This window comes from Rhodococcus sp. NPDC059968, assembly GCF_042738615.1.
In the GTDB taxonomy this organism is placed as follows: Bacteria; Actinomycetota; Actinomycetes; order Mycobacteriales; family Mycobacteriaceae; genus Rhodococcus_F.
The window spans coordinates 139,756-164,216 of record NZ_JBHWUE010000008.1 but is presented as its reverse complement, the minus strand read 5'-3'; the positions used below and the strand labels follow the sequence as shown (position 1 = coordinate 164,216).

Below are 24,461 nucleotides of genomic sequence, written 5' to 3'. Positions count from 1 at the left end.
CACACTTCGCCACTCACCTGTGGGTTGTCAGTCGGCGTCGGCGGCCGTGATGGCCAGTGCTTCCTCGACGCTGTGCGGTTCGGGATCGTGCTCGTCGACGTGGGCGAGGACCTTGCGTCCGGTCGCGAGCACGATGATCGCGGCGGCGGTGCACACGGCGCCGATCCAGAACGGCATGTGGATGTTGCTCTCACCGAGCTTGCCCGCTACCCACGGTGCGGCGGCGCCGCCGACGAAGCGGACGAAGCTGTATGCCGCGGACGCCGTCGACCGCTCGACGGGGGCGGAGATCATCACGGTCTCGGTGATGAGCGTGTTGTTGACGCCGAGGAAGAGTCCGGCGAGCACGACACCGACGACGAGCACGGTCTTGTTGTCGGTGAACGCGGCCATCATGGCGAGGTCGAGGGCGAACAGCGCGAGGGCCGCCATCATCATCGGCAGCGTGCCGAAGCGCCGCTGCAGCCGCGGGGCGAGGAACACCGACGCGACGGCCAGGGCGAGACCCCACCCGAAGAAGATGAATCCGATCGAGTACGTGCCCATGTCGAGCGGGAACGGCGTGTACGCGAGCAGTGTGAAGAAGCCGTAGTTGTAGAGCAGCGCGGTGATCGCGACGGTGAGCAGGCCGCGGTGGCGCAGGGCGAGGAACGGCGCGGCGATCGACGTGCGGTGCTCCGGCTTGGGCGCGGACGGCAGCATCACGACGATGAGGATGAATGCGACGGCCATCAGGGCTGCGACGCCGAAGAACGGTGCGCGCCAGCTGATGTTGCCGAGAACACCGCCGACCAGCGGGCCGACGGCGATGCCGATGCCCAGCGCGGCCTCGTAGAGGATGATGGCCCGCGCGACGCCGCCGCTGGCCGCGCCGACGATGGCGGCGAGCGCGGTGGCGATGAACAGGGCGTTGCCCAGTCCCCAGCCGGCGCGGAAGCCGACGATCTCGCCGATGCTGCCGGAGCTGCCTGCCAGCGCGGCGAACACGACGTTGACGGCGAGACCGGTGAGGAGGGTCTTCTTGGCGCCGACCCGGCTCGACACCACGCCGGTGATGAGCATCGCGACACCGGTGACCAGCATGTAGCTGGTGAACAGCAGCGACACCTGGGACGGGGTCGCGTCCAGTTGTTCGCCGATCGGTTTGAGGATGGGGTCGACGAGCCCAATGCCCATGAACGCGATGACGCTGGCGAAGGCGACGGCCCACACCGACTTCGGCTGGTGGAGGAGGCTCGGTGGTCCCTCGCTGGATGTGCTCTTCGTGACGGTTGCGGTCGTGGTGCTCACGGCCACCTCCTTCGTTGTGCGTCGGGGTGTGGATGGGTTGTCAGGAGCGGGCCGACGACCTGACGATCGAACGCAGTTCCGACAGGCCCTCCGTCAGTCGTTCGAGTTGCTCGGGCTCGAGGTCCGCGAAGTGCGGTGCGAGTGCACCCGCGATCTCGTTGCGGGCCACGGTCAGCCATTCGCGGCCCAGATCCGTGATGGACACCCGGACTGCCCGGGCGTCCTCCGGATCGGGTCGACGGGCCACGTATCCGCGCTCGGCCAGCTTCTGGAGGAGGGCGGTCGCGGACGGTTGCGAACAGCGGTCGATGCGGGCGAACTCGCTGATGCGAATCTCGCCCTGGTCGTCGAGCAGGGCGAGGGCACGCGTCCACGGCCGGGGGTGGTCCTCGGATCCGAAGGAGCTCGCGAGCCTGGTGAATCGGTGAGAATTCGTGACCAGGTCGACGAGCAGGCTCTGGAGGCGCGTGTCGTCGTCCATACAAAACATATTACATAGGCTAACTAACTATGTAAATCGCCGAAGAGCGGAGCCGGGCGACCGGCATCATGTGGGACGCGGAAATCAGGAGGAGCGTTGCGTCCTCTGCTCGACCTGGCGCCGCAGGGTGGCGTCGGTGTGGCGGATCGCCTGCGCGACGAAGGGCTCGATGATCTTGCCGAGCGCCTTACCTGCGAGTCCGCCGGGCAGGTCGTACCGGAAGTCGACCGTCAGGCGGGTCTCGGTTTCGCCGACCGCCTCGAACTGCCACCGCGAATGGGTGTACAGGCCGTCGATCGATTCGAGTTCGATCACCGAATCGCGTTCCCATCCGGTGACCTTCACCACGGAGCCGAGCGTCTTGGGGCCGATCTTCATCGCGGCGTCGTAGACCGCGCCGAGGCCCCGGTCCTGTTCGCCGATCGGATCGAACTTCGTGATCCCGAACATCCAGGACGGGACGTGGTGATAGTCGTCCACGTAGTCGAACGCGGCCGCCGCCGGTGCGCCGGCGAGGGCAGTGTGATGGATCTCGATCATCGTGACTTTCCTGACGGGTGGAGGGCGGGGGACTGCTCTGTCCGGTACGGCCGGATGGCGTAGTTCTCAAGGTCGAACCGGGCGAGGCGACGGCGAAGGGACCCGGTGGACCAGGGCCACGCTGGAAGGAGAACGAGTACACGGGTGCGGGGATGTCGACACCGCACCCGGGGTAGGTGTTCTCGCGCCACACGCCCCCGATGCGATCGGACTTCTCCAGCGCGAGGAAGTCCGTGATGCCCGCACGTTCGAGCTTGACTGCGGCGGCGATCCCGGACAGTCCGGCGACGACCACGACGACGCGCAGGTGCCGCTCGTCTCCGCTGCCGTCAGGTGCGGCGGCGTGCTGAGTGGTTGTCGCTGTCATGGCTTCTTTCCTGCGGCGGATGCGGAACCGTGGTCGCCGGTCCAGTTAACTGAGACGCCGTGTCACAGTAAAAGGAAGAATGCGCATTGGCAAGTGATCGCAGGCGTTCCACCGGAGCGGAGACCGAGGCGGGCTGAACCGGGTCCTGCAAGAATGGGGCCCGTGACCGAGCGCAAACCTCCCGGGGTGAGCTTCGAGAGCTGGATCGACAAGCAGATCCGGCTGGCTCAGGAGCGCGGCGACTTCGACGATCTCCCCGGCGCGGGCAAACCGATTCCGGCGGGCGATGTCGACGACGAACTGTGGTGGGTGAAGAACTACCTCCGACGCGAGAATCTGCCCACCGACTCGCTGCTCCCCACGCCGCTGCAGCTGCGGAAGGAGATCGAGCGGTTGCCCGACACGATCCGTGGGCTGCCGTCCGAGCGGGCGGTGCGCGACGTGGTGGCCCGGCTCAACCTGCAGATCGTCGCCTGGTTGCGGGCGCCCTCCGGCCCACGGCTCCCGGTGAGCCCGGTCGACGCGGACGAGGTCGTCGCGACCTGGCGGCAGCAGAACCAGCCGTCGCGGAAGCCGCCGGTGACGAGGTCCCCGGAGCCCGAATCGGATCCGCCCCCGGCCGGCAGGCGCTGGTGGTGGCGGAAACGGTGACGGATCACCGCTTCCGGAAATCGCCCGATTCCATCACCCGGGACACGAGCAGTCCGGCGATCAGCCCCCAGAATGCGGCCCCGATGTTGAGGAACTGCACGTTCGACACGGTCACGAGAAAGGTCACGAGCGCGCCGAGCGTGTGCCGGGAGCTGAACGCCGCGACGAACGAACCCTGCAGCGCCCGGAGCATCGCGAGTCCGCCGAGTGTCGCGACGAACGCGACCGGGGTGGCCAGCATCAGCTGAACGAACAGCGGGGCGAACAGGCCGACGACCATGGCTAGCAGGCCGCACACGACGGCCGCCGTGTACTGCCTGGTTCGCTGCCCCGACGCCACCAGCAGAGCGTTGGTCGGGCCCGTCAGGCACGTCGACACGGCGCCGACGGCGGAAGTGGCGAGGGACCAGACCCCGCACAGGACGGTGCCGACGTTCATCGGCGGCTTGTGGTCGGCGGACGTCAGCACGGCCGCGCCCTGACCGTTCTGCACGACGATGACCGTGATCGCGAGCGGCACGACCAGTTCGGTGATCGCCTGCCAGGTGAACTGCGGAGCCTGGAACATCGGTGCCGCGATCCACGGCGTACTCGAACCGGTGGGGTGGAAGCGGCCCGTGACCGCGACCGCTGCCGCCCCGACGAGCAGTGCGCCGAGGATCGGTGGCATCCACCGGCCGAACGCGGCGCGCGATGCCAGGACGACGAAGACGACGACCATCGGAACGGCTACGGCCGCATCGGTTCCCACGGCGTGGACCAGGTCGGTGCCGAACTTGAGGAAGACGCCGGCCACCATGGCCATGACGATCGGCATCGGGAGCATCGCCATGACCTGACGCACCCGCCCGGTCAGACCGAGGGCGAGGACCAGGAGCCCGGTCACCAGAAACGCGCCGAGCACCTCCGGCCACGACAGGTGGGTGAGCGAGCCGCCGACGATGATGGTGCCGGGGATCGTCCAGAAGAACGCGAGCGGCTGGCGGTACAGCCAGCTGGCGAGCGCGGTCAGGATGCCGTTGAGGAAGAAGACGCCGAAGATCCACGACGCCATCTGCTGGGGCGACAGTCCGCCCGCGGAGCCGGCGGCCAGGATCACGGCCACGGGACCCGTTGCGGAGAAGATCAGCCCGATCAGACCGTTTGCGGCGTAGGTCCCGCCGAGGTCGCCGATCAGGCGGCGAGGGCCTGCGGGCGGCCACGGCGGTCGTTCGAAGCGAGGGGGGCGAGTCTGCACGTCTTCGCTGCGAGCCGGTTCCGCGGTGGTCGTCATGAGGCCTTCCTGCGCGTGCGATGCTCGTGCTGTACGCAGGGCGGGCATACATTCCGCACTGCGTACATACCGGGTGTGGTGTGGATCATAACCACTCGCGTTCCGGGGCTCCACGTCGGGCCGTCGAACCCTGGGTGGGGCGCTTTCCATCCCTGGGGTGAAGGACACTCGGGCGGCATCGCGACAGACTCGAAAGCGTCGACCCGACACCATCCGCACCGACGAACCATGCGAAGAAGGGCCACATGGCTGAACTCACCCGAATTCCCCGAGAGCGACGCGCCGTGTACGCGCGGCGCACCACGGTGGCACCCGAGCGCGAACCGCGATCCGCGGTCGAACGGACGTCGACATTCCTGGCCTACGGCCTGCTCGCGTTGTTCGGCGGGCTCGGCATCTTCGGAACGATCTGCTCGGTCGATGCCATCCCGGACGGCGCACGGATCGCCGTCGTCCAGACTCCGCCGACGCAGTCGCACCCGCTCGATCTGCCGCATCCTGCGCCGGACACTCCCGAGCCCACTCCCGGCGGGGTCTGAGCCGGTCAGGATGCGACGTCGTCGCGCAGTGCCGCGAGTTCGAGCAGCCGGGGCAACATGTCCGGCGACGCAATGGAGGGCAGGAGCAGTGCCCACATGTCGGCCAGCCGCTCGTACAGGTCGGAACGTCCGGTCAGTGCTTCGGACACCAACTGCATACCCGTGAACGAACTGACCAGGAACCGGGCGAGTGCCGCGGGATCGACGGTCAGGCGCAATTCACCCGCTTCCCGCGCCTTGCCCGCGAGTGCGACGAGGGTGTCGGTCCAGTCGATGTAGGGATCGGTGGCCGGGCCACGAGACGTGCCGAGTTCCAGGGTGAGTCGCACACCCGCTCGCACGATGGGCTCGGTCAGCAGCTGGCGCGCCATCTCCTTGGCGCACAACAGGATCGCCTCCATCGGTGACTGCGCCGTCGCGAGCACTCGCTGCGCCGCCAGCATCGCCATGGCGTGCTGTTCCTTGATCACCGCCCAGGCGAGCGCTTCCTTGGACTCGAAATGAAAGTACAAGGCGCCCTTCGTCACGTCGGCATAGGAGAGGATCCCGCTCAGGCTCGCACCGCCGTACCCGAGCTTCTCGAAGCTCAGTGCCGCACCCTCGAGTACCTGATGGCGGGTGGCTGCCGCGCGCGCCTGTTTTGCCATCACCTGTGCCTCACAATTGCGGATTGTCCGTCGCGTCCACTCTCAAGTCAACCACTCTTCGGGCCGGTAACCTCGGCACGTCCGCGAGTGTGGGAGGAAGACGTGAAGTCGAAGAACAACTGGGGTGTCGAGCAGGCGGTGTTCGCCGGTGCGACGCTGGCCACCGTCGTCGGGGCCGTCACCGGGCGTGAACGGTTGCAGCAGGTCGCGAAACCACTGATCGCACCCGCGCTCGCCGCCCGTGTCCTGCGGCGGCGTGCGGACACGGACCCCGCCGACGTCGCGCTCCTCCTCGCCGGTCTCACTGCCGCGACCGTGGGTGACGTCTTCATGATCGATCCCGACGACGACGCCCGCCTCGTGCGTGGCGCGTCCTCGTTCGCCGTCATGCAGATCGGCTATTCCACGCTGTTGCTGCGCCGGGGCGCCCGGCCCACCGCGCCCGCACTGCTTCCCCGGCTCGCCGGCTGGGCGGGCGCGGCGGCACTGCTCCGCGGGCGGGCGAAGGAGGTCGCCGTGCCGTTGACCGCGTACGGGTCGCTGCTCGGCACCACGTCGACCCTGTCGGCCGATCCGACCCTCGCACCCGGCGCGGCCGTCGTCGCGAATGTGGCTGTGCCGGGAACCGACCGACGCAGCTGGCTCGGCGCGGGCGGGATGCTGTTCACCGCCTCCGACGGTCTGATCGTGTTGCGGCGCTTGTTCATCCGGGGCGAGCGGGGGAGGGCTGTGGCGGAAGGTGTGATCCTCGCCAGCTACGCAGCGGCCCAATTGCTGCTCGTCGAGGGGATGCTCGCGCTCGGGCGTCGCCGGATCACGGGCAGAGCATGATGTGGTCCCGGTCCTTCGGGTCCACGAGGATGGTGATCGTCTCGCCGGGCACGAAGCGTGTCGCGTTCTCCCGCCGCACCTCGTACACGACCCGTCCGGCGTAGCTCTCCGATCCGGGCACGGTCAGCCGCAGGTCCAGTTCGGTGAGTTCGCCGTTGTCGGGGGTGTGGCGAAGCGGGGTGACGTGCTCGATGCGGGCCCAGCCTTCGAGTCCGTGTCGTTCGAGTTGGCGGTCGGCGCGGCTGGGCCGTTCGGCCGCCATCATCCCGAATCCCAGCGCCGAACCGAAGGCGGCGACCAATCCCATGATCTGGTACGGGATGGTGGCCGGAGGGGTGTGTTCGATCAACCATCCCAGCCAGACGGCGAGGACGACGACGTAGCCGACCGTGACGAAGCAGACCGTCCGCACGATGCGCTGATGATTCATCGAATGCCTCCACCTCCAGGTTAGCCCGTCCCGGCCTCGCCGAGGCGGCCCCACCGCCGCACTGCCGTTAGAGTGCAGTGTCGGCAGCAGATAAGAGTGTGTGGAGGTGGCCGTATGGCGTGGCGTCGGGTGTCGTTGGTGTGTCTGAGCATTGGCTCGGCCATGATGCTCGCAGGGTGTGGTGGGTCCTCGGACGCGGTGGCTCCGCCGCCGTCCACGACGACTGCCGCGGCTCCTGTGACCACCACCACAACGACGGTTCCGCCGACGACCACCACCACGACCGTTGCGCCGCCGACCACGACGACGGAAGCGCCGACCACGACGCTCGTCGACGTCCCCTACGAGCACAACGAGTCGTATTTCTTCACGTCCCCCGACGGCGGGTTCCAGTGCGGCATCATCAAGCTGCCGAACCGCACCGAGGCCGGATGCCAGGGGTCGACGAGCCCGGTGCCGCCGCGCCCGGCCGACTGCATGGTCGACTGGGGGCACGGTATCCGCGTCGAGAACGACGGCGAGGCGTCCTTCATGTGCGCGGGCGGGCTCGTCTACACGTCGGGCGGCGACGAACCGGACGCGGCCCTGCCCGCCGGGGCGAAACTGACCAAGCTCGGCTACACGTGCAGTACCACGGCCACGGCCGTCACGTGCACCAACGACGAGACGTCGCACGGGTTCACCGTCGCTCCCGATTCGAACAAGACGTTCTGACATCGTGAGCGGAGTCGAGACCGGTCAGGTCGAAGTCGCCGAGGCGGGTCCCACCGAATGGGGGGACAACCCGAACGGCGTCGGCCCGTGGACCGAGGAACACGACACCCCGGTCCCTGCCGACCGGCGCTACGACCCCGAACTGCTGGCCGGCGGCGATCGCCGCAACGTGGTCGACGCCTACCGGTACTGGACGCGGGAAGCGATCGTCGCGGACATCGACAGCCGTCGCCATCCGCTGCACGTGGCCATCGAGAACTTCGGCCACGACGCCAACATCGGGACGGTGGTGCGCACCGCCAACGCGTTCGCCGCCGCCGCGGTCCACATCGTGGGACGTCGACGCTGGAACCGGCGCGGCGCCATGGTCACCGATCGGTACCAGCACGTCCTCCACCACTCGGACGTCGAAGGCCTCGTCGAGTTCGCACGTGAGCGCGGTCTCACCATCGTGGCCGTCGACAACACGCCCGGGTCCGTCCCGCTCGAAACGGCGAGTCTGCCCCGAGACTGCCTGCTTCTGTTCGGCCAGGAGGGGCCGGGAGTCACGGACCAGGCGAAAGAGATTGCGGCGATGACGGTATCGATCGCCCAGTTCGGTTCCACCCGCAGCATCAACGCGGGCGTCGCCGCAGGAATTGCCATGCATGCGTGGGTCCGTCAGCACGCCGACCTCGACCGTGCCTGGTAGCGGAACCCCCGACGGATAGGCAAGATCAACTCTTATGCAGGACTCGTGGTCGGCGCGCGCGGACGCCGCTGAAGAAGCGGTGGTGAGCAGGCATCTTCGCCGGCTGTGGGCGCTCCCGGGCACCACCCTGGGCGTCGTCGCGTGGCCGGCGGTGCGGCGCGAGCGGCTGTTCCTCAGCTGGCACTACTGGTGGCAGGCCCACCTGCTCGACTGCGCCGTGGACGCGCTCGAACGGGACCCCACGCCGCGGCGGCGTCGTCGCATCGTGAAACTGGCGCGCAGCCACCGTCTGCGGAACCTGTCGGGCTGGACCAACAACTATTACGACGACATGGCCTGGCTGGGAATCGCCCTCGAGCGTGCCCAGCGAATGCACTTCATAGACAACAGAAGTGCGGTGCAGGCGCTCGAATCCCAGTTGTTCGACGCCTGGGCGCCCGAGGCCGGCGGCGGCATCCCGTGGCGGAAGGGCTCGAATTTCTACAACGCACCGGCCAACGGACCCGCCGGGATCATGCTGGCCCGCACCGGAAAGCTGTGGCGCGCCCAGGCCACGGCCGACTGGATCGACGACACGCTGCGGGACGTGCGCACCAACCTGATCGTCGACGGCATCCACCCGGGCGGTGAAATCGAAAGGAACGTCTACTCGTATTGTCAGGGCGTCGTGCTCGGCCTCGAAACCGAACTCGCCGTGCGCCTCGGTTCGCCGCGGCACCGCAACCGGACCCACCGACTGGTCGACGCCATCGACGAGCACCTCGCACCGCACGGCGTCATCGACGGCGGTGGTGGGGGAGACGGTGGCCTGTTCAACGGGATCCTCGCGCGGTATCTGGCGCTGACCGCGGTGATGCTGCCGTGGGAATCGCCCGCCGACATCAGGGCACGGGAGATCGCCGCCCAGCTCGTGCTGACCTCCGCGGAATCGGCCTGGGAGAACCGGCTGCAGATCGAGGGGCAGCCACTGTTCGGCCACGATTGGACCAAGCAGGCGCAGCTGCCGGGGCTGGGTGGGGGAATCGCCACGTTCACCGGGGGCACCGTGCGGTCGTCCGGGATCCCGGAACGCGACATGTCCGTCCAGGTCGGCGGCTGGATGCTGATGGAGGCCGCGCACATGGTTTCCGCAGCAGGGTATCCGCGACGCTAGAGGCGACGGTTCGAATCACGCGAAACTTAACCGTGTCGCCCCGGATTCGGCGCTGTTAGACAGGTCGTTATGTCAGATCAACAGCGGCAGCTGAGTCTCAACGCGTTCATCTACCCGGCCGGGCACCACGAGTCCGCGTGGCGCCACCCGCTCACGACCCCCGAACGGTTGTACGACGTCTCCTACTTCCAGGACATCGCGCGGACCGCGGAAGCGGCGAAGCTGGACGCGATCTTCTTCGCCGACGGCCCGGCCCTGCGCAGCGACGTCGAGCACGGCGCCGCCGGAGCGCTCGAACCGATCACGCTGCTGACCGCCATCGCGACCGCCACCGAAAGGATCGGTCTCATCGCGACCGCGTCCACGACGTACTTCGAGCCCTACAATCTCGCGCGGCTGTTCGCCTCCCTCGACCACATCTCCCACGGCCGGGCCGGCTGGAACATCGTGACCACCGGAACCGACCTGGCGGCCGCCAACTTCGGACTGGCCAGCCACCCCGACCACGCCGACCGCTATGCGCGGGCGCGGGAGTTCGTCGACGCGACGGTCAAGCTGTGGGACAGCTGGGAAGACGACGCCATCCTGATCGACAAGGCCGCAGGCATCTACGCGGACCCGTCGAAGATCCACGAGATCAACTACGTGGGGCGCCACCTGCGGGTGCGGGGACCGTTCAACGCGCCACGCTCCCCGCAGGGACACCCGGTGCTGGTGCAGGCGGGTGCGTCCAACGAGGGTCGCGCATTCGCGGGCCAGTACGCCGAGGCCATCTTCACCGCGCACCAGCGGCTGTCGGACGGGCAGGCGTTCTATGCGGACGTCAAGCAGCGCGTGACGCAGTACGGTCGCAACCCGGAGCACGTGAAGATCCTTCCCGGCATCAGCCCGTTCCTCGGCGACACCGAGGCCGAGGCCCGCGAACTGGAACGCGAATTCAACGAACTCACGTCGCCCGAGTACGGGCTCGCCCAGCTCGAGAGCCTCACGGGCTCGAGCGTGCGACACCTCGAACTCGACGCCCCCGTGCCTGCCGGACTGTTCGGCGACGCCGGCGACGTCACGGACAACCAGCAGAGTCGCCTGCAGGTGATCGCCGGGATCGTCGAGCGGGAGAGCCCGACCCTGCGCGGATTGCTGCACCGTCTCGCCGGTGCGCGCGGGCACCGGGTGGTCGTCGGGACGCCGGTGCAGGTGGCCGACACCATCGAGGAATGGTTCACGCAGGGCGCGGCGGACGGTTTCAACGTCATGCCGCCGTACTACCCGGGCGGTCTCGAGGTGTTCGCGGAGAAGGTGGTCCCGATCCTGCAGGAGCGTGGACTGTTCCGCACCGAGTACTCGGGCACCACACTGCGCGACCACTTCGGGTTGCCCCGCCCCGAGAGCCAGTACGCGGACACGTCTGGCGCCGTCGCGCTGTAGTCGCGCGCGCCGGCTTCCGCGCGCCCGATGTCGCATCCGTTCCGTTCGAGTGGACGGATGTGACATCGGGAGCCCGCTGGATCGCGAGCCGCGGCGCGTCCTGGACCCGGCGCTGCTCACCGACGACGAGCTGGCGTCAGGACCGGAGGCGTGGGTTCGGTCCGAGGACCCGCTGCATGTGTGGGAGGCGGTGCATCGCCCTAGTCCAGTACTTCTTCGACGGCCACATCTTCGGGTGGCCGCGCCATCTCCTGCCGGTAGTGCCACACCCCGAGGGCCGTGCCGATCACCAGCAGTGTGACCATCCCGGCGAGCACCGCCGGCATCAGCCACGACACCCGGTCGAGGAACGAGCCGAAGTAGAAGCCGATGAGCAGCAGTACGGGCGCCCAGAAGATGGCGCCGATGGTGCTGGCGATCGTGTATTTGGTGTGGTTCATCTTGGCCGCACCGGCGACCAGCGGGCACAGGGTGCGGATCCACGGAATCCAGCGGGCGACGAGAACTGCCCAGAAGCCGTGCTTCTCCAGCAGGACATTCACCTTGTGGAGGTTGGCGTAGTTGAGATACTTCCCGCCCTTGCGGGCGTGGATGCGGTTGCCGGTGCGGTGACCGATGACGTACCCCACCTGGTTTCCGCAGATGGCGGCGATCATCGCCCCGACCGACAGCGCCCACACATGGCCCGCGCCGGACGCATGGTTGGCCAGCACGATTCCGGCGGTGATCAGCATCGAGTCGCCGGGCAGGAACAGGCCCAGGATCACGGCGCACTCGATGAACACGAACGCGAGGACGACGACCCAGACCAGCGCTGGACCGGCCGAGACGAGAGGCCCGAAGCTGCCTGATGCCGTGATGACCATCGTCAGTGCGTTACCCCGATCGATTTCAGGAAGTCGGATCGGTGGGGGTGGTGACAGGTTGCGCGTCCTCGGCCGTCGCGTCATCGTTCTGACGGGACTTCAGGATGCGCTTGCCCACCTCGATGACGATCGGCAGGACGGACACGAAGACGATCAGCAGGAAGATGACGTCGACATTGTCGCGGATGAACTCGATCTGACCGAGCAGGTAGCCGAGCAGCGTGACGCCGGCGCCCCACAGGACGCCGCCCACGATGTTGTACGTGAGGAACAGCGAGTACTTCATCCGCGACGCACCCGCGACGACCGGCGCAAACGTGCGCACGATCGGAACGAACCGGGCCAGGATGATCGTGATCGGGCCGTGCTTCTCGAAGAACGCGTGCGACTCGTCGATGTATTTCTTCTTGAAGAATCGTGCGTCGTCGGACTTGAACAGGGCGGTTCCGCCCTTGCTGCCGATGAAGAAGCCCACCTGGTCGCCGAGGATGGCGGCGATCGGGATCAGAATCAGCAGCACCCCGATGGGGGCGAACGGTTCGATCTCCGTCGACTTCGACGCCGCGATCAGGCCTGCGGTGAAGAGGAGCGAGTCGCCGGGGAGCAGGGGGAACAGCAATCCCGACTCGATGAAGACGACCGCGAGGAGTCCGACGAGCACCCAGGTGCCGAAGGAGTTGAGGAGGTTCACCGGGTCTAGGAATCCCGGCAACAACGCGAGGTTGGTCACGGAATCCGATGCTGCCTGCACAATCACGGCCCTCAGCGTACCGGCGTATTCCCCGACTGTCGGAATGGTGCAGGTCATGGAGTTTCGGCCGGGTCGCGGACCCGCCGAAACGGGGTGCCGCGACAGCCACCGGGAGACGTACGCTACCGGTATTGCCATACTGCTAGGACCACATCGCGCGCTGCGCTGATCGCGCGCGCCGAAATCGACTCTTTATGGAGGACTGCCGCCGTGCCAATCGCGACTCCCGAGGTCTACGCCGAGATGCTTGGTCGGGCCAAGGAGCACTCCTTTGCCTTCCCCGCCATCAACTGCACTTCTTCCGAAACCATCAACGCCGCCATCAAGGGCTTCGCGGACGCCGGCAGTGACGGCATCATCCAGTTCTCGACCGGTGGCGCCGAGTTCGGTTCGGGCCTGGGCGTCAAGGACATGGTGACAGGCGCGGTCGCACTCGCCGAGTTCGCGCACGTGATCGCCGCGAAGTACGACGTCACGATCGCCCTGCACACCGACCACTGCCCCAAGGACAAGCTCGACACGTTCGTCCGCCCGCTGCTCGAGATCTCGCGGCAGCGCGTCGAGGCCGGCCGCAACCCGCTGTTCCAGTCCCACATGTGGGACGGTTCGGCTGTCCCGATCGACGAGAACCTGGAGATCGCCCGGGAGCTCCTCGCGAAGGCGAAGGCCGCCAACATCATCCTCGAGGTCGAGATCGGCGTCGTCGGTGGTGAAGAGGACGGCGTGGAAGCGGAGATCAACGACAAGCTCTACACCTCGCCCGAGGACTTCGAGAAGACCGTCGACGCGCTCGGCACCGGCGAGAACGGCAAGTACCTGCTGGCCGCCACGTTCGGCAACGTGCACGGCGTCTACAAGCCGGGCAACGTGAAGCTGCGTCCCGAGGTGCTCGAGACCGGCCAGAAGGTCGCCGCCGCCAAGCTGGGGCTGTCCGAGAGCTCGCAGCCGTTCGACTTCGTCTTCCACGGCGGATCGGGCTCGCTGAAGTCGGAGATCGAGGCTGCGCTGAACTACGGCGTCGTCAAGATGAACGTCGACACCGACACCCAGTACGCGTTCACCCGCCCGATCGTGGGCCACATGTTCGCGAACTACGACGGCGTCCTGAAGGTCGACGGCGAGGTCGGCAACAAGAAGTTCTACGACCCGCGCGGCTACCTCAAGAAGGCGGAGGCCGGCATGACGGCCCGCGTCATCGAAGCCTGCAACGATCTCAAGTCCGCGGGACGTTCCGTCTCCGGATAGGCGCTTCGCGCTCGTGCGCCTTTCCGGTAGCTGCCGCTACCGGAAAGGCGCACAGTCGTTTATCGGGGGTCGCAGATCTTCCAGGTGCCGTCGACCTTCTCGAGGTTGAACGTGCGCCACGACTGCTCGCCGGGGTTGGCGGCCGTGTGGGCCTTGACCTGGGCGATGGCGGTGTCGCCGGTGATCTGCACGGCGTCGACGCCGCCGACCACCGGAATGTTCTGCTGCGTCACGGCGACCTGGTGGACCTCGGCGAAATCCTGATCCGAGATGCCCTGGTAGTACTCGGCGAGGCTTCCGCAGGTGCTGGTGCGCAGCGTCGCCAGATCGCCCTGGGTGAGTGCCGCCACGAACGTGTCGATCGTTCCCTGCACCTGGGCCTCGGGTGAGTTCTCGGCCTGGTTGTTGTTGTAGACCACCACGCCGGCGACCGCGATCGCGGCGACGACGATGACACCGGCGGCGATCGCGGCGAACAGCCACGCCTTGCCGTGCCTCTTCGCGGGCTGCTGCGCCGCGGCGACGCGCTGCGGCGCGCTCTGCTGGGGCGGCAGAACCCGCTGCGGTGCGGCCTTCGGAGGTGTGGGCGCCGGCCGCGGGGGAGCGGGCGGCGGGGGCACGGGCCGGGCGTTCTGAGGCTGGTTCGCCCGGGCAGCAGCCGCAGCAGGTCGGGGCGGTGGCGGCGTCGCCGGAACCGCGGGCCTCGTCACCGGGATTGCGACCGTCTCGTCCGACGGCGGGTTCGCCTGCCCCTGCACCTTCGGGTTCTGCGTGGTGGGTGCGCGGTGCATCTTCACCGTCGCGGGGTCCCCCGACGCCGGCACGCTCGTCTGCGTCGGGATCGCCGTGGTGGCCGCTTCGGATGCCTTGTCCGTGGGTTTCGTGGCAGAGTCCGCGCCGGCTCGAGGTGTCTCGGCTCGTGGGCGTGGTGCCGGAGGCTTGGGCAGTTCGGGCTGTGGCTCGTCGGCCTTCTTCTCTGCCGCCCGCTCGGGGGCCTTCTTCTGCGGGGGCTTCGGCTCGGGCGACTTCGGTGCGGCGGGCTCTGCATCCGCAGCGGGCTGCGCGGTCTTCGCAGGCTTCGCGGTCGCGTCGGCGCCGCCGGTGCCCGTGCCGGCGGTGGTGCCGGCCGCTGCCGGGCCGGACGGTGTGTCCGCGGCCGGCTTCTGAGTCGATTCGTCTTTCTTCGGGTCCTGCACGCGCTGCCCCTCGGTCTGCAGAGAAATGAACGTTGGGGGCAGCCTAACGACATCGTGCGTCATCGGAGACCGCGACAGGGCGCGTCGCGGACGCGGGCCGACGCAGTGACGGCGCCGCGGCGGGGGCACAATAGGCGCATGACGTCTTTCGGTGACCTTCTCGGACCACAGCCCACGCTGCTCCCCGGGGACGACGAGGCCGAGTCGGCCCTGTTGAACCACGAGGATCCGGCTTCCGTCGCAGCCGCCCATCCCACCGCATCCATCGCATGGGCCTACCTGGCCGAGGCGGCCCTCCAGGCCGGCGAGACCATCGCGGCGTACGCCTACGCGCGCACCGGGTACCACCGTGGACTGGACCAGTTGCGTCGCAACGGCTGGAAGGGTTTCGGCCCGGTTCCGTACAGCCACGAACCCAACCGGGGTTTCCTCCGGTGCGTCGCCGTGCTGGCGAAGGCGGCGAAGGCGATCGGCGAAACGGACGAGTACGCGCGGTGCCTCGATCTGCTCGAGGACTGCGATCCCCGAGCTGCCGAAGCGCTTGGCGTCGGTTAACGCCCTCAGCTCGGCGAAAATCCGTGGCCGGGACGGGCTGAGGACTTCGGTCCAGCGGCTGCGGGTGTCGGCACTGCCGATCCTGCAGTGCGCGATCGCGGCCGGCGCCGCCTGGTGGGTGGCGACGGTGGTGATCGGTCACCCGACGCCGTTCTTCGCGCCGATCGCCGCGGTGGTGTCGCTGGGGCTCTCTCTCGGCGCCCGCCTGCGCCGTTCCGTCGAGTTGGTGGCCGGTGTCACGATCGGGATCGGGGTCGGTGACCTCATCGTCTCCGTCATCGGGAGCGGTACCTGGCAGATCACTCTCGTCGTGGTGCTGGCGATGTCCGCGGCGGTACTGCTGAACAGTGGACCGATCTTCTCGATGCAGGCGGGTAACTCCGCGGTGCTCGTGGCGACGTTGCTGCCGCCCGGCGGCACCGCGGGTATCGACCGCATGGTGGATGCCATGACCGGTGGTCTGGTGGGGATCGCCGTCGTCGCGCTGATTCCCACGCATCCCGTGGGGCGGGCGCGGAAGTACGCCGCGAACGTTCTCGGGACGGCGTCCGAGGTGATGCAGCTGGTGGCCGACGGTTTGGTGGCCAACGACGACAAGCCCATCGAGGAGGCGCTGCAGAAGGCGCGGGCAACGCAGGCGTCCATCGACACGCTGCGGACCCACCTCGCGGGCGGCCGCGAGATCAGCCGAATCTCGCCGCTGTACTGGAACACCCGCGGCCGGCTCGAACGACTCACCGCGGCCGCGGACCCACTAGACAATGCGTTGCGCAACATCCGGGTTCTCGCGCGGCGTTCGCTGACGCTGGTGCGCGACGACGAGATTCTCAATCCACGGCTCGTCGACCAGGTGGAGAAACTCGCCCACGCCTTGGAAACCCTCCGGCAGATGGCGCTCGCGGACCCCGGTCAGCAACCCGACCAGGCCGAGGCGGCGCGGGTGTTGCGTTCGGTGGCGTCCGGATTGAAACCGGAACTGGTGGAGAACGCGGGCTTGTCGGCCACAGTCGTCTTCGCGCAGATCCGTTCTCTGACCGTCGACCTTCTGCAGGTCGCAGGGCTGAAACGCATCTCGGCCATTGCCACCCTTCCGCCGACCGTGGAGAAGCCCGCGTATCGTCCCGAGCTCTGACCGCTCGAGCACGCTGTTGAACATATGCGCATGTACGCATATGATCGGCACAACTCGGGAGGAGACTCACCTATGGGAGTCGGTCACGGCCATTCGCACGGCCACACGCAAGGCAGCGGTGAGGTAGGCCCGTCACGGGGGCGGATCCGCCGCATGGTGATTGCTCTCGTCATCCTCCTCGCGTTCTTGGTTCTCGAGGTCGTCGTCGGCCTGACCGTCAACTCGCTGTCGCTGCTCGCCGACGCCGGGCACATGCTGACCGACGTCGTCGGAATGTCGATGGGGCTCGTCGCACTTCTCCTGGCACGCAAGGGCAGTACCACCGCGGCCCGGACCTTCGGCTGGCACCGCGCCGAAGTGCTCACGGCCATGGCCAACGCCGCGATGCTGCTCGCCGTCGCGGTCTGGGTGTTCTACGAGGCGATCTCCCGCATCGGCGACGCCCCCGACCTTCCCGGCATGGCGCTGATCCTCACCGCATCCGTCGGTCTGGCCGCGAACCTCGTGGTGATGCTGATGCTGCGCGCCGATTCCAAGGACAGCCTGGCCGTCCGCGGCGCGTACCTCGAAGTGCTCGCGGACGCCGTCGGCAGCGTCGGCGTGCTCATCGCCGGAGGCGTGGTGCTGGCGTTCGACTGGACCTACGCCGACATCATCGTCGGTGTCCTCATCTCGCTGTGGGTGGTGCCGCGGGCGATGAAACTTGCCGCCGCGTCACTGCGCATCCTCACGCAGGCGTCTCCCGAGGACGTCGATGTCGAATCGGTGCAGGCCGACCTCGAAGCGCTGCCCGGGGTCACCGGAGTCCACGACCTTCACGTGTGGACGCTCACGACGGGAATGGACGTGGCCACCGTCCACCTCACCACGGACGCCGACTCGTCCGTCGTCCTCGAATCGGCGCGGACCGTTCTCGAGAGCCACCGGCTCTCGCACGCGACAGTGCAGGTGGAATCCACTGCCAACGGACGCCACTGCGCCGAGAACGTCACCTGGTAGGAACCCTGTCTGTTTCGTCCGGTCTGGTCGAGTGGGATTTCAACGCTCCCCGGGGTGCGACGATCGCCGCGCAGGTGACCTATCTCAACATCGGTCAGGCGCCGACACTCGGCACATCCGGGCCTTTGACGAACGGTGACGGTGTCGAACGAGAACTGCCCGGCTTCACCGGACACCTGATTCCCGGCGGAACCTACGACCCCGACGGGCCGAAGGGCGCTGCAGCCTGCACTCTCGGCTTCGGATTCGCCGTCACCCAGCGACCGTCACTTGGTGAACCGGGTGACATCCGCACCCGGTCGCCACAGATCGACGTACAGGTGGTCGCCGTCGACGGTGGTGAGCACCACCTCGTCGAGGCCGAGTTCGAAGACGTCCGCCTCGGGGATCTCGTCGGGATAGTGGTCGACGATCTGCTGTTTCCGCTCCCCGAGGATCTCCTCCGCGCGGCCGCTGATCTTGGCGTCGCCGCCCTCCATCGTGTGGTGACCGGGGTTGCTGTGGAGAGAGAATCGCGGATCGCGTTGGAGGTCTTGCACTTTGCGTGCGCCGACCATCGAGCCGAGCAGTAACGCGCCTTCGTAGAACTCGACCTCGGTACCGCTCACCCTCGGAGAACCGTCCTTGCGGAGCGTCGCCAGCACGTGGTGCTTGTGCGCCTCGAAGCGTGCGGCGACAGCCTTGGCGAGGTCGGGGGCTTCTGTCTCGAATTGCGTCCAGTTGGTCATGCCGACCAGTGTGCTCTCCTATCCCTGACATCTACTGTCAGGGATTTTCACTAGAATCGGAGAATGCGTTCGAGTCGGCTCGTCGAGGTGATGCTCCGTCTGGAGGGCAGTCGCGGGGCCACCGCGCAGCAACTCGCGGACGAACTCGGGGTCTCGGTCCGCACCGTGTATCGCGACGTCACGGCGTTGTCGGCGGCCGGTGTGCCGTTGTGGACGGAGAGTGGACCCGGGGGCGGAATCCGGTTGCTCGACGGCTGGCAGTCGAAGCTCGGCGGCATGACGGGCGAGGAGACGTCCGCGTTGATGTTGCTCGGCGTCCCGTCGATCGCCGACGATCTCGGTCTTCGCGACGTCACGGCGGCTGCGCAGTCGAAGTTGTTGGGGGCGTTGCCGGTCCCGCTGCGCGCCGGGGCTCAGCTGTGGCGGGATCGGCTCTACGTCGACGCTCCCGGCTGGTTCGACGGGCCACGCGACAACGGTGATCTTCCGGTGGTGGCGTCCGCGGTGCTCGAAGGTCGGCGCCTCGGCATCCGTTACAGCAAGGGGAGCCGTTCGGCGGCACGAACTCTCGATCCTCTGGGGCTGGTGGCGAAGGCCGGTGTCTGGTATCTCGTTGCGCAGCATCGCGGACGGACGCTGTCGTATCGGGTGTCGCGGATCAGTGACGCGACCGTGCTGAAGCAGCCGGCGGTGCGCCCCGACAACTTCGATCTGGGTGCGTGGTGGACGGCGTCGGTGGCCGAATTCGATCGTGCACTCCTGCGTTTCCGGTGCCGGGTGCGGCTCTCGCCCGCGTCGTGGCGCCGCTTGCCCCGGGTGGTCGGTGTCGAGGCCGCCCGCGTCGAACCCGGACCGCCGGACGACGACGGCTGGGTGACCGTCGACCTGTTACTCGAGGCCGAGGACGTGGCGCTCGACCAGTTGACCGTTCTCGGCGGGGGAGTCGAAGTGCTCCGACCGCACTCGCTGCGCGAATCGCTGCGTGGGGTGGGAGAAGCGATCGCCCGCCGGAACGGCTGAGGTGGACCACTGCCGCGTCACACCAGGCGTTCGAGCACCGTGGCATTGGCCAGTCCGCCGGCCTCGCACATGGTCTGCAGCCCGAACCGGGCCCCGCGCTGCTCCATTGCGTTCACCAGCGTGGTCATGAGCCGGGCACCGCTGGCCCCCAGCGGATGTCCGAGCGCGATCGCGCCGCCGTGCACGTTGACGCGGTCCAGGTCGGCTCCGGTGTCTGCCGCCCAGGCCAGGACCACCGACGCGAACGCCTCGTTCACCTCGAACAGGTCGATGTCGGAGATGTCGAGGCCGCTGCGCTGCAGCACCTTGCGTGTCGCGGGAATGACCGCGGTGAGCATCATCAGCGGGTCGTCGCCGACAACGGAGAAGCTGTGGAGCCGGGCCAGTGGCCGCAGGCCCAGGCGTCCCGCGATCTCACTCGTAGTGATCATGAGCGCCGCACTTCCGTCCGACAGGGGACTGCTGTTGCCTGCGGTGATCGACCAGTCGATCTGCGGGAACCGCTCCCCGTAGAAGTCGCTGCGGAAGGCCGGTCGCAGGCCGCCGAGAGCGTCCAGTGTCGTGTCCGGCCGGATGGCCTCGTCCACACTCAGCTCCGGCAGGACGGCGAGTTCCTTCGCGAAGTTCCCGGCACTCGTTGCCGCCGCGGCCTTCTGGTGACTGCGCAGGGCGAACTCGTCCAGCTGGGTGCGGGAAAGTCCCCACCGGGCGGCGATGAGTTCGGCGCTGATGCCCTGCGGGACGAGGCCGTCGGGGTAGCGGCGCTCGAAGCCCACACCCATCGATTCGCGTCCGATGCTGCTGGACCCCATCGGAACTCGGCCCATCGATTCGACACCGGCGGCGACGACGATGTCGTACGCGCCCGACATCACGCCCTGCGCGGCGAAGTGGACGGCCTGCTGGCTGCTGCCGCACTGCCGGTCGACGGTCGTGCCGGGTACGGATTCGGGGAATCCTGCCGCCAGAAGCGCACTGCGGGTGATGTTCTGGCTCTGGTCCCCGACCTGGGTGACGGTGCCGCCGATGACGTCGTCGATCAGTGCGGGATCGATTCCCGTGCGCTCGACGAGGGTCGACAGGCTGTGGGCGAGAAGGTCGACGGGGTGCACTCCGTGTAAGGTGCCCGAGGGCTTGCCCTTACCGATCGGCGTGCGGACGGCCTCGACGATGACGGCGTCTCTCATGGCGATTCCTTTCGGTGCTGTGAGTACTTGTCAACCGCGGGCGGTTGACAAGTACTCACGGGGTGGGTTCATACCTGCGGCGGTGAGTGCGGCGACGACGGCCACCGCGGCCACCGCCGACCAAGCGAGTTGGAACGCGGAGTGGGTGTCTTCGTAACCGGCGGTCGTACCGAGGATGGCGACCAGCATGCTCACACCCAGTACGGTTCCGACCTGACGGCTCATGGTGACGACGGCGCTACCGGTGGCCGAGCGCGACTGCGGTAGTCCGGCGGTGGCGGACGACAGGATCGTCGGCAACGCCAGGCCGACCCCGACACCGGCGATCATCCAGCCGGGCAGCAGTTCCGACGCGTAGTGCGGTTCCATCCCGACGGACGAGAGAACGAGCACGGCGCCCGCCGCCCACAGGGCGCTGCCCGCCGCGGTGAGCGCTCCAGCGGAGAAGCTGCGGGACAGGAACTGGCCGACCACGGCGAACACCGGCACCATCAACGGGCCCGGCGCGATCGCGAGACCTGTCAGCAGCGCGGAGTAGCCCCACACCTGCTGCAGCCACAGGATGTTCGCGAGCAGACCGGCCGCGAAGGCGGCACTGAACGCGAGCGCGGTCACGTTCGACCAGGCGAACGTGCGCACCTTCAGCATGGCGGGTTCGATGAGCGGCTCGCGCTGCCGGCTGTTGCTCCACCAGAACAGTGCGGCGGACGCGGCAGCGACGGTGAACGCGAGCGCGATTCGGGGGTCGTCCCATCCCCAGTCGGGTCCCTGGACCAGTCCGAGTGCGAGGGCACCGATGCCGACGGTCAGCAGGGCAGCTCCGGACAGGTCGAGGTCTGTGTCGCGGGCGGTCGGGCGGAAGTCGGGGACCAACCGGACGGTGGCGATCAGGAAAGCGATACCGATGGGGACGTTGATCAGGAAGGCCCAGCGCCACGACGCCTCGACGAGCAGGCCACCCACCACGGGCCCGAAGGCCGCGGCCGCGGCGCCCGACGCGGCCCAGATCCGGACCGCACCCGCACGTGTGGCCTCGGGGACCATGCTGATCAGCAGTCCAAGGCTGGCGGGGGTCAGGGCCGCCGCACCGACGGCCTGGAGCAGCCGGAAGGCGACGAGCAGCCACAGCGAGGGGCTCAGCGCGCATGCCGCGCTGGCGGCGGTGAACAGCGCCAGCCCGAGAAGGAATCCGCGTCGGCGGCCCACGCGGTCGGCCCAGCGTCCGAGCGGAACCAGGAGTGCGGCGAACACGATCGCGTAGCCGCCCAGCACCCAGCTGAGGTCGCCGAGGCTGTAGCCGGGGTAGCTCGCCGCGATGTCGCCGAACGCGACGTTGACGACGAACAGATCGAGGCTGGCGACGAACGACGCGCCGGAGAGGACGGTGAGGAGCGGGCCGAGCCGCACTTCCTGACGCACCTGACTATTGAGGGCCATAGTCAGCAAATTTACACCTGACTATGGCGAAGGCAAGTCAGGTGTGACGGACGCCTCGGATCGACGGTTTGCGCTGCGAAGACCCCCGCGGCGGTCCTAACGTGAGGCATGGCTGTTCTGACCCCCGGATTCCACGGCAGACCTCGCAGCGAGCACTCTCTTCCGCCCGGGCAGTACGAGGTAGGGGATTTCCCGGTCCTCTCGGCAGGACCGACGCCCCGCGTCCCGATCGACACATGGACGCTGACCGTGACCGACGAGACCGGCCGGCGCCACGAGTGGTCGTGGGCCGAATTCATGAAGCTCCCGCAGGAGCGGCCGACGGTCGACCTCCACTGCGTCACGCGATGGTCGAAGTTCGGAACCTCGTGGAAGGGCGTCTCCCTCGACACCCTGTTCGCGGACGTCGAGACGTCCGCGGGATTCGTCCTCGTCGGATGCGACGGCGGCTACACCACGAATCTTCCCGTCTCCGACGTCCTCGGGGGCAAGGCGTGGATCGCGCACACCTACGAGGGCGCGCCTCTCGCGCCGGTGCACGGGGGTCCGGCCCGTCTGCTCGTGCCCCATCTCTACCTGTGGAAGTCCGCGAAGTGGGTTCGGTCGATCCAGCTCGTCACCCAGGACGTCCCGGGATTCTGGGAACAACTCGGGTACCACGATCGCGGAGACCCGTGGCGGGAGCAGAGGTACCAGGGTGACCAGTGAACTCGTGGGCCGCGCCGTGCTCAGCTGGCGAGTGGCGGAACTCGTCGAGTCGTGGCCCGAGACGGCGAGTGCGCGGGCCCTGGTCCTCGAGGTCCCGGACTGGCCTGGGCATCGCGCCGGGCAGCACGTCGATCTCCGCCTGACCGGTCCCGACGGGTATACCACCGAGCGGAGCTACTCGCTGGCGTCGCCGGCCGAGCGTTCGCCGGACGGGTGGCGACTGCAGTTGGTCGTCCAGCGGGTGGCGGACGGCGAGGTGTCTCCGTATCTGACCGACGTGTTCGCCGCGGGCAATCTGATCGAGGTGCGCGGACCGATCGGTGGCTGGTTCGTGTGGTCGCCGCGCGAGGGTGGCGGCGCGCCGGTGCTTCTCGTCGCGGGTGGGTCGGGGATCGTGCCGCTGATGTCGATGATTCGCGAGCGCCGGTTCCGCCACGACCGCACGCCGTTCCGGCTCGTGTACTCCCTCCGGACGCAGGCCGACGAATTGTTCGCGGACGAGCTGAACAGGCCCGGGAGCGGCGACGGGGGAGTCGAGACGTTCGTTCTCCACACCCGCGAGGACTCGCCGCGGCGCCCGGCGGGTCGGATCACTGCCGCCGATCTCGCGGCGTGGGGATGGCCGGCGGACTTCGCGCCGCGCTGCTTCGTGTGCGGGCCCACCGGATTCGTCGAGGAGGCGGCTCGCCTGCTGCTGTCGCTCGGGCACTCGCCGGACGACATCAAGACCGAGCGGTTCGGTCCTTCGGGGCCGTGACCGGAGGAAGGAATTGTCGATGAGTACGTTGCAGGGCAACGACTTCGAGGACGGGAACGTTCTCGGCGGGCCGTTCGCGGAGATCTTCGTTCACGACCTCACCGCGGCGACCGGACGGTGCCGGTTCTGCGGTCTCGACGGACCGATGGCGGCCGTGCACGTCTATACGCGTGCGCCCGGTGTCGTCGTGCGGTGCCCAGGGTGTCAGGAGGTGCTGCTGCGGCTGGTGTCGACTCCGCGTGGGCTCGAACTCGACGCCAGCGGCCTGTCGCACCTGTCCTGGAAGCTCTAACTGCTGACTATGGAATCTGCAAGTCAGCTATGCTGAGGTGTATGGACGCGGCACGGTTGGACGGTTTTCTCGCGGATCGCGACACCTGGCGGGCGACGCACTGCTCCATCGGCAAGGCGATGGACGTGATCGGCACGCGTTCGGCCGTCCTGATCCTGCGCGAGGCCTACTACGGCACCACGCGATTCGACGACTTCGCGAAACGGGTCGGCATCACCGAGGCCGTGGCGGCGTCCCGACTGCGTGAACTGACGGCCGAGGGCCTGTTCGAGCGGCAACCCTACAAAGAGCCCGGCCAGCGCACCCGCTACGAATACGTGCTCACCGAGAAGGGGCGCGACCTCCTGCCCGCCGTGCTCGCGCTGATGCAGTGGGGCGACAAGTACCTCCAGGGCAAGCACGGACCGCCGATCGGATTGCGGGACGACGCGACCGGCGAATCCGTCCGCGTCGAGGTCCGCAGTCCCGACCGGGAGGTGCCGTTGGCGGAACTGCGGCTGACCCCCAACTTCACCGAAGAGGACGCGCGCCGGTCCCGCCCGTGAGTACAAGTACT

General features: G+C 68.1%; 28 protein-coding genes and 2 pseudogenes. 17 read left to right on the top strand and 13 right to left on the bottom strand.

The genetic code is table 11. The features are described from left to right. Positions 1-27: 27 nt before the first annotated feature. From ACFWAY_RS10910 to ACFWAY_RS10895, 4 genes and pseudogenes are all read right to left on the bottom strand, one after another. Complete coding sequence (locus ACFWAY_RS10910) at positions 28-1,296, bottom strand: MFS transporter (protein WP_378510648.1); 1,269 nt, start codon at positions 1,294-1,296, stop codon at positions 28-30. 34 nt (positions 1,297-1,330) lie between these two features. Then, positions 1,331-1,771: a MarR family winged helix-turn-helix transcriptional regulator gene (locus tag ACFWAY_RS10905; RefSeq protein ID WP_378510647.1), complete on the bottom strand. Its 441-nt coding sequence runs from the start codon at positions 1,769-1,771 to the stop codon at positions 1,331-1,333. An 84-nt stretch (positions 1,772-1,855) separates the two neighbouring features. Then, complete coding sequence (locus tag ACFWAY_RS10900) at positions 1,856-2,311, bottom strand: SRPBCC family protein (protein WP_378510646.1); 456 nt, start codon at positions 2,309-2,311, stop codon at positions 1,856-1,858. 148 nt (positions 2,312-2,459) lie between these two features. Next, positions 2,460-2,678: pseudogene (locus ACFWAY_RS10895) on the bottom strand (NAD(P)-binding protein); the annotation flags it as partial. Positions 2,679-2,831: 153 nt separating this feature from the next. On the opposite strand from ACFWAY_RS10895, the gene ACFWAY_RS10890 reads away from it, so the two are divergent. After that, positions 2,832-3,329, top strand: coding sequence for a DUF1992 domain-containing protein (locus tag ACFWAY_RS10890; RefSeq protein ID WP_378510645.1), 498 nt, complete (start codon positions 2,832-2,834; stop codon positions 3,327-3,329). A gap of 4 nt (positions 3,330-3,333) precedes the next feature. On the opposite strand, the gene ACFWAY_RS10885 is transcribed toward ACFWAY_RS10890, so the two are convergent. Further along, positions 3,334-4,602: a benzoate/H(+) symporter BenE family transporter gene (locus ACFWAY_RS10885; protein WP_378510644.1), complete on the bottom strand. Its 1,269-nt coding sequence runs from the start codon at positions 4,600-4,602 to the stop codon at positions 3,334-3,336. 245 nt (positions 4,603-4,847) lie between these two features. Here ACFWAY_RS10885 and ACFWAY_RS10880 point away from each other — a divergent pair, with 245 nt between their 5' ends. Beyond that, on the top strand, positions 4,848-5,141 hold the full coding sequence (locus ACFWAY_RS10880; RefSeq protein ID WP_378451469.1) for a hypothetical protein: 294 nt from the start codon (positions 4,848-4,850) through the stop codon (positions 5,139-5,141). Between the two features lie 5 nt (positions 5,142-5,146). On the opposite strand, the gene ACFWAY_RS10875 is transcribed toward ACFWAY_RS10880, so the two are convergent. Beyond that, positions 5,147-5,788 (bottom strand): ScbR family autoregulator-binding transcription factor, encoded by a 642-nt coding sequence (locus ACFWAY_RS10875; RefSeq protein WP_378451468.1) that lies wholly within the window; start codon positions 5,786-5,788, stop codon positions 5,147-5,149. A 102-nt stretch (positions 5,789-5,890) separates the two neighbouring features. Here ACFWAY_RS10875 and ACFWAY_RS10870 point away from each other — a divergent pair, with 102 nt between their 5' ends. Beyond that, positions 5,891-6,619 (top strand): lysoplasmalogenase, encoded by a 729-nt coding sequence (locus ACFWAY_RS10870; RefSeq protein WP_378510643.1) that lies wholly within the window; start codon positions 5,891-5,893, stop codon positions 6,617-6,619. Here ACFWAY_RS10870 and ACFWAY_RS10865 read toward each other — a convergent pair. Continuing rightward, complete coding sequence (locus ACFWAY_RS10865) at positions 6,603-7,049, bottom strand: hypothetical protein (protein WP_378451466.1); 447 nt, start codon at positions 7,047-7,049, stop codon at positions 6,603-6,605. The genes ACFWAY_RS10870 and ACFWAY_RS10865 overlap by 17 nt on opposite strands. A 114-nt stretch (positions 7,050-7,163) precedes the next feature. On the opposite strand from ACFWAY_RS10865, the gene ACFWAY_RS10860 reads away from it, so the two are divergent. The 5 genes and pseudogenes from ACFWAY_RS10860 to ACFWAY_RS10840 all read left to right on the top strand — a co-directional run. Next, positions 7,164-7,763, top strand: a complete 600-nt coding sequence (locus ACFWAY_RS10860; protein WP_378451465.1) for a hypothetical protein — start codon at positions 7,164-7,166, stop codon at positions 7,761-7,763. A gap of 4 nt (positions 7,764-7,767) precedes the next feature. After that, the gene (locus ACFWAY_RS10855) at positions 7,768-8,454 is read left to right on the top strand and encodes a TrmH family RNA methyltransferase (protein ID WP_378510642.1); all 687 of its coding nucleotides are present in this window, start codon (positions 7,768-7,770) and stop codon (positions 8,452-8,454) included. Between the two features lie 34 nt (positions 8,455-8,488). Continuing rightward, on the top strand, positions 8,489-9,607 hold the full coding sequence (locus tag ACFWAY_RS10850) for a glycoside hydrolase family 76 protein (protein WP_378510641.1): 1,119 nt from the start codon (positions 8,489-8,491) through the stop codon (positions 9,605-9,607). Between the two features lie 69 nt (positions 9,608-9,676). Next, on the top strand, positions 9,677-11,032 hold the full coding sequence (locus ACFWAY_RS10845; protein ID WP_378451462.1) for an LLM class flavin-dependent oxidoreductase: 1,356 nt from the start codon (positions 9,677-9,679) through the stop codon (positions 11,030-11,032). A gap of 64 nt (positions 11,033-11,096) precedes the next feature. Beyond that, positions 11,097-11,231: pseudogene (locus ACFWAY_RS10840) on the top strand (GTP-binding protein); the annotation flags it as partial. A gap of 1 nt (position 11,232) precedes the next feature. On the opposite strand, the gene ACFWAY_RS10835 reads toward ACFWAY_RS10840, so the two are convergent. Beyond that, on the bottom strand, positions 11,233-11,898 hold the full coding sequence (locus ACFWAY_RS10835; RefSeq protein ID WP_378451461.1) for a DedA family protein: 666 nt from the start codon (positions 11,896-11,898) through the stop codon (positions 11,233-11,235). Between the two features lie 25 nt (positions 11,899-11,923). Continuing rightward, entirely contained in the window at positions 11,924-12,655 is a 732-nt protein-coding gene (locus ACFWAY_RS10830; RefSeq protein ID WP_378451460.1) for a VTT domain-containing protein, read from the bottom strand. 204 nt (positions 12,656-12,859) lie between these two features. Between ACFWAY_RS10830 and fbaA the strand changes: the two genes are divergently transcribed. Next, entirely contained in the window at positions 12,860-13,894 is a 1,035-nt protein-coding gene (gene fbaA, locus ACFWAY_RS10825) for a class II fructose-bisphosphate aldolase (RefSeq protein WP_378451459.1), read from the top strand. Between the two features lie 59 nt (positions 13,895-13,953). Here fbaA and ACFWAY_RS10820 read toward each other — a convergent pair whose 3' ends face one another. Next, positions 13,954-15,090, bottom strand: a complete 1,137-nt coding sequence (locus tag ACFWAY_RS10820; protein WP_378510640.1) for a transcriptional regulator — start codon at positions 15,088-15,090, stop codon at positions 13,954-13,956. Positions 15,091-15,228: 138 nt separating this feature from the next. Between ACFWAY_RS10820 and ACFWAY_RS10815 the strand changes: the two genes are divergently transcribed. The 3 genes from ACFWAY_RS10815 to ACFWAY_RS10805 all read left to right on the top strand — a co-directional run bounded on the left by ACFWAY_RS10815 (position 15,229) and on the right by ACFWAY_RS10805 (position 17,776). Further along, positions 15,229-15,645, top strand: coding sequence for a DUF3151 domain-containing protein (locus tag ACFWAY_RS10815; RefSeq protein ID WP_378451457.1), 417 nt, complete (start codon positions 15,229-15,231; stop codon positions 15,643-15,645). Between the two features lie 64 nt (positions 15,646-15,709). Continuing rightward, entirely contained in the window at positions 15,710-16,777 is a 1,068-nt protein-coding gene (locus ACFWAY_RS10810) for an aromatic acid exporter family protein (RefSeq protein ID WP_378510639.1), read from the top strand. 72 nt (positions 16,778-16,849) lie between these two features. Continuing rightward, positions 16,850-17,776, top strand: coding sequence for a cation diffusion facilitator family transporter (locus ACFWAY_RS10805; RefSeq protein ID WP_378451455.1), 927 nt, complete (start codon positions 16,850-16,852; stop codon positions 17,774-17,776). Between the two features lie 266 nt (positions 17,777-18,042). Here ACFWAY_RS10805 and ACFWAY_RS10800 read toward each other — a convergent pair whose 3' ends face one another. Further along, the gene (locus ACFWAY_RS10800; protein WP_378451454.1) at positions 18,043-18,504 is read right to left on the bottom strand and encodes a pyridoxamine 5'-phosphate oxidase family protein; all 462 of its coding nucleotides are present in this window, start codon (positions 18,502-18,504) and stop codon (positions 18,043-18,045) included. Positions 18,505-18,567: 63 nt separating this feature from the next. On the opposite strand from ACFWAY_RS10800, the gene ACFWAY_RS10795 reads away from it, so the two are divergent. Further along, a complete protein-coding gene (locus ACFWAY_RS10795; RefSeq protein ID WP_378510638.1) occupies positions 18,568-19,524 on the top strand; it encodes a helix-turn-helix transcriptional regulator in 957 nt (318 codons plus the stop codon). A 17-nt stretch (positions 19,525-19,541) separates the two neighbouring features. Here the strand turns inward: ACFWAY_RS10795 and ACFWAY_RS10790 are convergent, their stop codons facing one another. Both ACFWAY_RS10790 and ACFWAY_RS10785 read right to left on the bottom strand, forming a co-directional pair. After that, complete coding sequence (locus ACFWAY_RS10790; protein ID WP_378451452.1) at positions 19,542-20,711, bottom strand: thiolase family protein; 1,170 nt, start codon at positions 20,709-20,711, stop codon at positions 19,542-19,544. A gap of 30 nt (positions 20,712-20,741) precedes the next feature. Next, positions 20,742-22,148 (bottom strand): MFS transporter, encoded by a 1,407-nt coding sequence (locus ACFWAY_RS10785; RefSeq protein ID WP_378510637.1) that lies wholly within the window; start codon positions 22,146-22,148, stop codon positions 20,742-20,744. A 108-nt stretch (positions 22,149-22,256) separates the two neighbouring features. Here ACFWAY_RS10785 and ACFWAY_RS10780 point away from each other — a divergent pair, with 108 nt between their 5' ends. Genes ACFWAY_RS10780 through ACFWAY_RS10765 form a run of 4 tightly spaced genes read left to right on the top strand, consistent with a single transcriptional unit; the run spans position 22,257 to position 24,450 of the window. Further along, a complete protein-coding gene (locus ACFWAY_RS10780; RefSeq protein WP_378510636.1) occupies positions 22,257-22,856 on the top strand; it encodes a sulfite oxidase-like oxidoreductase in 600 nt (199 codons plus the stop codon). Next, positions 22,846-23,613, top strand: a complete 768-nt coding sequence (locus ACFWAY_RS10775; protein ID WP_378510635.1) for a ferredoxin reductase — start codon at positions 22,846-22,848, stop codon at positions 23,611-23,613. Before ACFWAY_RS10780 ends, ACFWAY_RS10775 begins: the two co-directional genes overlap by 11 nt. A 19-nt stretch (positions 23,614-23,632) precedes the next feature. Beyond that, the gene (locus ACFWAY_RS10770; protein WP_378451448.1) at positions 23,633-23,905 is read left to right on the top strand and encodes a DUF6510 family protein; all 273 of its coding nucleotides are present in this window, start codon (positions 23,633-23,635) and stop codon (positions 23,903-23,905) included. A gap of 41 nt (positions 23,906-23,946) precedes the next feature. Continuing rightward, a complete protein-coding gene (locus tag ACFWAY_RS10765; RefSeq protein ID WP_378451447.1) occupies positions 23,947-24,450 on the top strand; it encodes a winged helix-turn-helix transcriptional regulator in 504 nt (167 codons plus the stop codon). Positions 24,451-24,461 lie beyond the last annotated feature (11 nt).

What these genes read in the sequence shown, in the direction of transcription:
- ACFWAY_RS10905 (WP_378510647.1), bottom strand. Translation starts at nt 1,771, where the DNA reads ATGGACGACGACACGCGCCTCCAGAGCCTGCTCGTCGACCTGGTCACG.
- ACFWAY_RS10900 (WP_378510646.1), bottom strand. Translation starts at nt 2,311, where the DNA reads ATGATCGAGATCCATCACACTGCCCTCGCCGGCGCACCGGCGGCGGCC.
- ACFWAY_RS10890 (WP_378510645.1), top strand. Translation starts at nt 2,832, where the DNA reads ATGGGGCCCGTGACCGAGCGCAAACCTCCCGGGGTGAGCTTCGAGAGC.
- ACFWAY_RS10885 (WP_378510644.1), bottom strand. Translation starts at nt 4,602, where the DNA reads ATGACGACCACCGCGGAACCGGCTCGCAGCGAAGACGTGCAGACTCGC.
- ACFWAY_RS10880 (WP_378451469.1), top strand. Translation starts at nt 4,848, where the DNA reads ATGGCTGAACTCACCCGAATTCCCCGAGAGCGACGCGCCGTGTACGCG.
- ACFWAY_RS10875 (WP_378451468.1), bottom strand. Translation starts at nt 5,788, where the DNA reads ATGGCAAAACAGGCGCGCGCGGCAGCCACCCGCCATCAGGTACTCGAG.
- ACFWAY_RS10865 (WP_378451466.1), bottom strand. Translation starts at nt 7,049, where the DNA reads ATGAATCATCAGCGCATCGTGCGGACGGTCTGCTTCGTCACGGTCGGC.
- ACFWAY_RS10860 (WP_378451465.1), top strand. Translation starts at nt 7,164, where the DNA reads ATGGCGTGGCGTCGGGTGTCGTTGGTGTGTCTGAGCATTGGCTCGGCC.
- ACFWAY_RS10850 (WP_378510641.1), top strand. Translation starts at nt 8,489, where the DNA reads ATGCAGGACTCGTGGTCGGCGCGCGCGGACGCCGCTGAAGAAGCGGTG.
- ACFWAY_RS10845 (WP_378451462.1), top strand. Translation starts at nt 9,677, where the DNA reads ATGTCAGATCAACAGCGGCAGCTGAGTCTCAACGCGTTCATCTACCCG.
- ACFWAY_RS10835 (WP_378451461.1), bottom strand. Translation starts at nt 11,898, where the DNA reads ATGGTCATCACGGCATCAGGCAGCTTCGGGCCTCTCGTCTCGGCCGGT.
- ACFWAY_RS10815 (WP_378451457.1), top strand. Translation starts at nt 15,229, where the DNA reads ATGACGTCTTTCGGTGACCTTCTCGGACCACAGCCCACGCTGCTCCCC.
- ACFWAY_RS10805 (WP_378451455.1), top strand. Translation starts at nt 16,850, where the DNA reads ATGGGAGTCGGTCACGGCCATTCGCACGGCCACACGCAAGGCAGCGGT.
- ACFWAY_RS10800 (WP_378451454.1), bottom strand. Translation starts at nt 18,504, where the DNA reads ATGACCAACTGGACGCAATTCGAGACAGAAGCCCCCGACCTCGCCAAG.
- ACFWAY_RS10795 (WP_378510638.1), top strand. Translation starts at nt 18,568, where the DNA reads ATGCGTTCGAGTCGGCTCGTCGAGGTGATGCTCCGTCTGGAGGGCAGT.
- ACFWAY_RS10790 (WP_378451452.1), bottom strand. Translation starts at nt 20,711, where the DNA reads ATGAGAGACGCCGTCATCGTCGAGGCCGTCCGCACGCCGATCGGTAAG.
- ACFWAY_RS10785 (WP_378510637.1), bottom strand. Translation starts at nt 22,148, where the DNA reads ATGGCCCTCAATAGTCAGGTGCGTCAGGAAGTGCGGCTCGGCCCGCTC.
- ACFWAY_RS10780 (WP_378510636.1), top strand. Translation starts at nt 22,257, where the DNA reads ATGGCTGTTCTGACCCCCGGATTCCACGGCAGACCTCGCAGCGAGCAC.
- ACFWAY_RS10770 (WP_378451448.1), top strand. Translation starts at nt 23,633, where the DNA reads ATGAGTACGTTGCAGGGCAACGACTTCGAGGACGGGAACGTTCTCGGC.
- ACFWAY_RS10765 (WP_378451447.1), top strand. Translation starts at nt 23,947, where the DNA reads ATGGACGCGGCACGGTTGGACGGTTTTCTCGCGGATCGCGACACCTGG.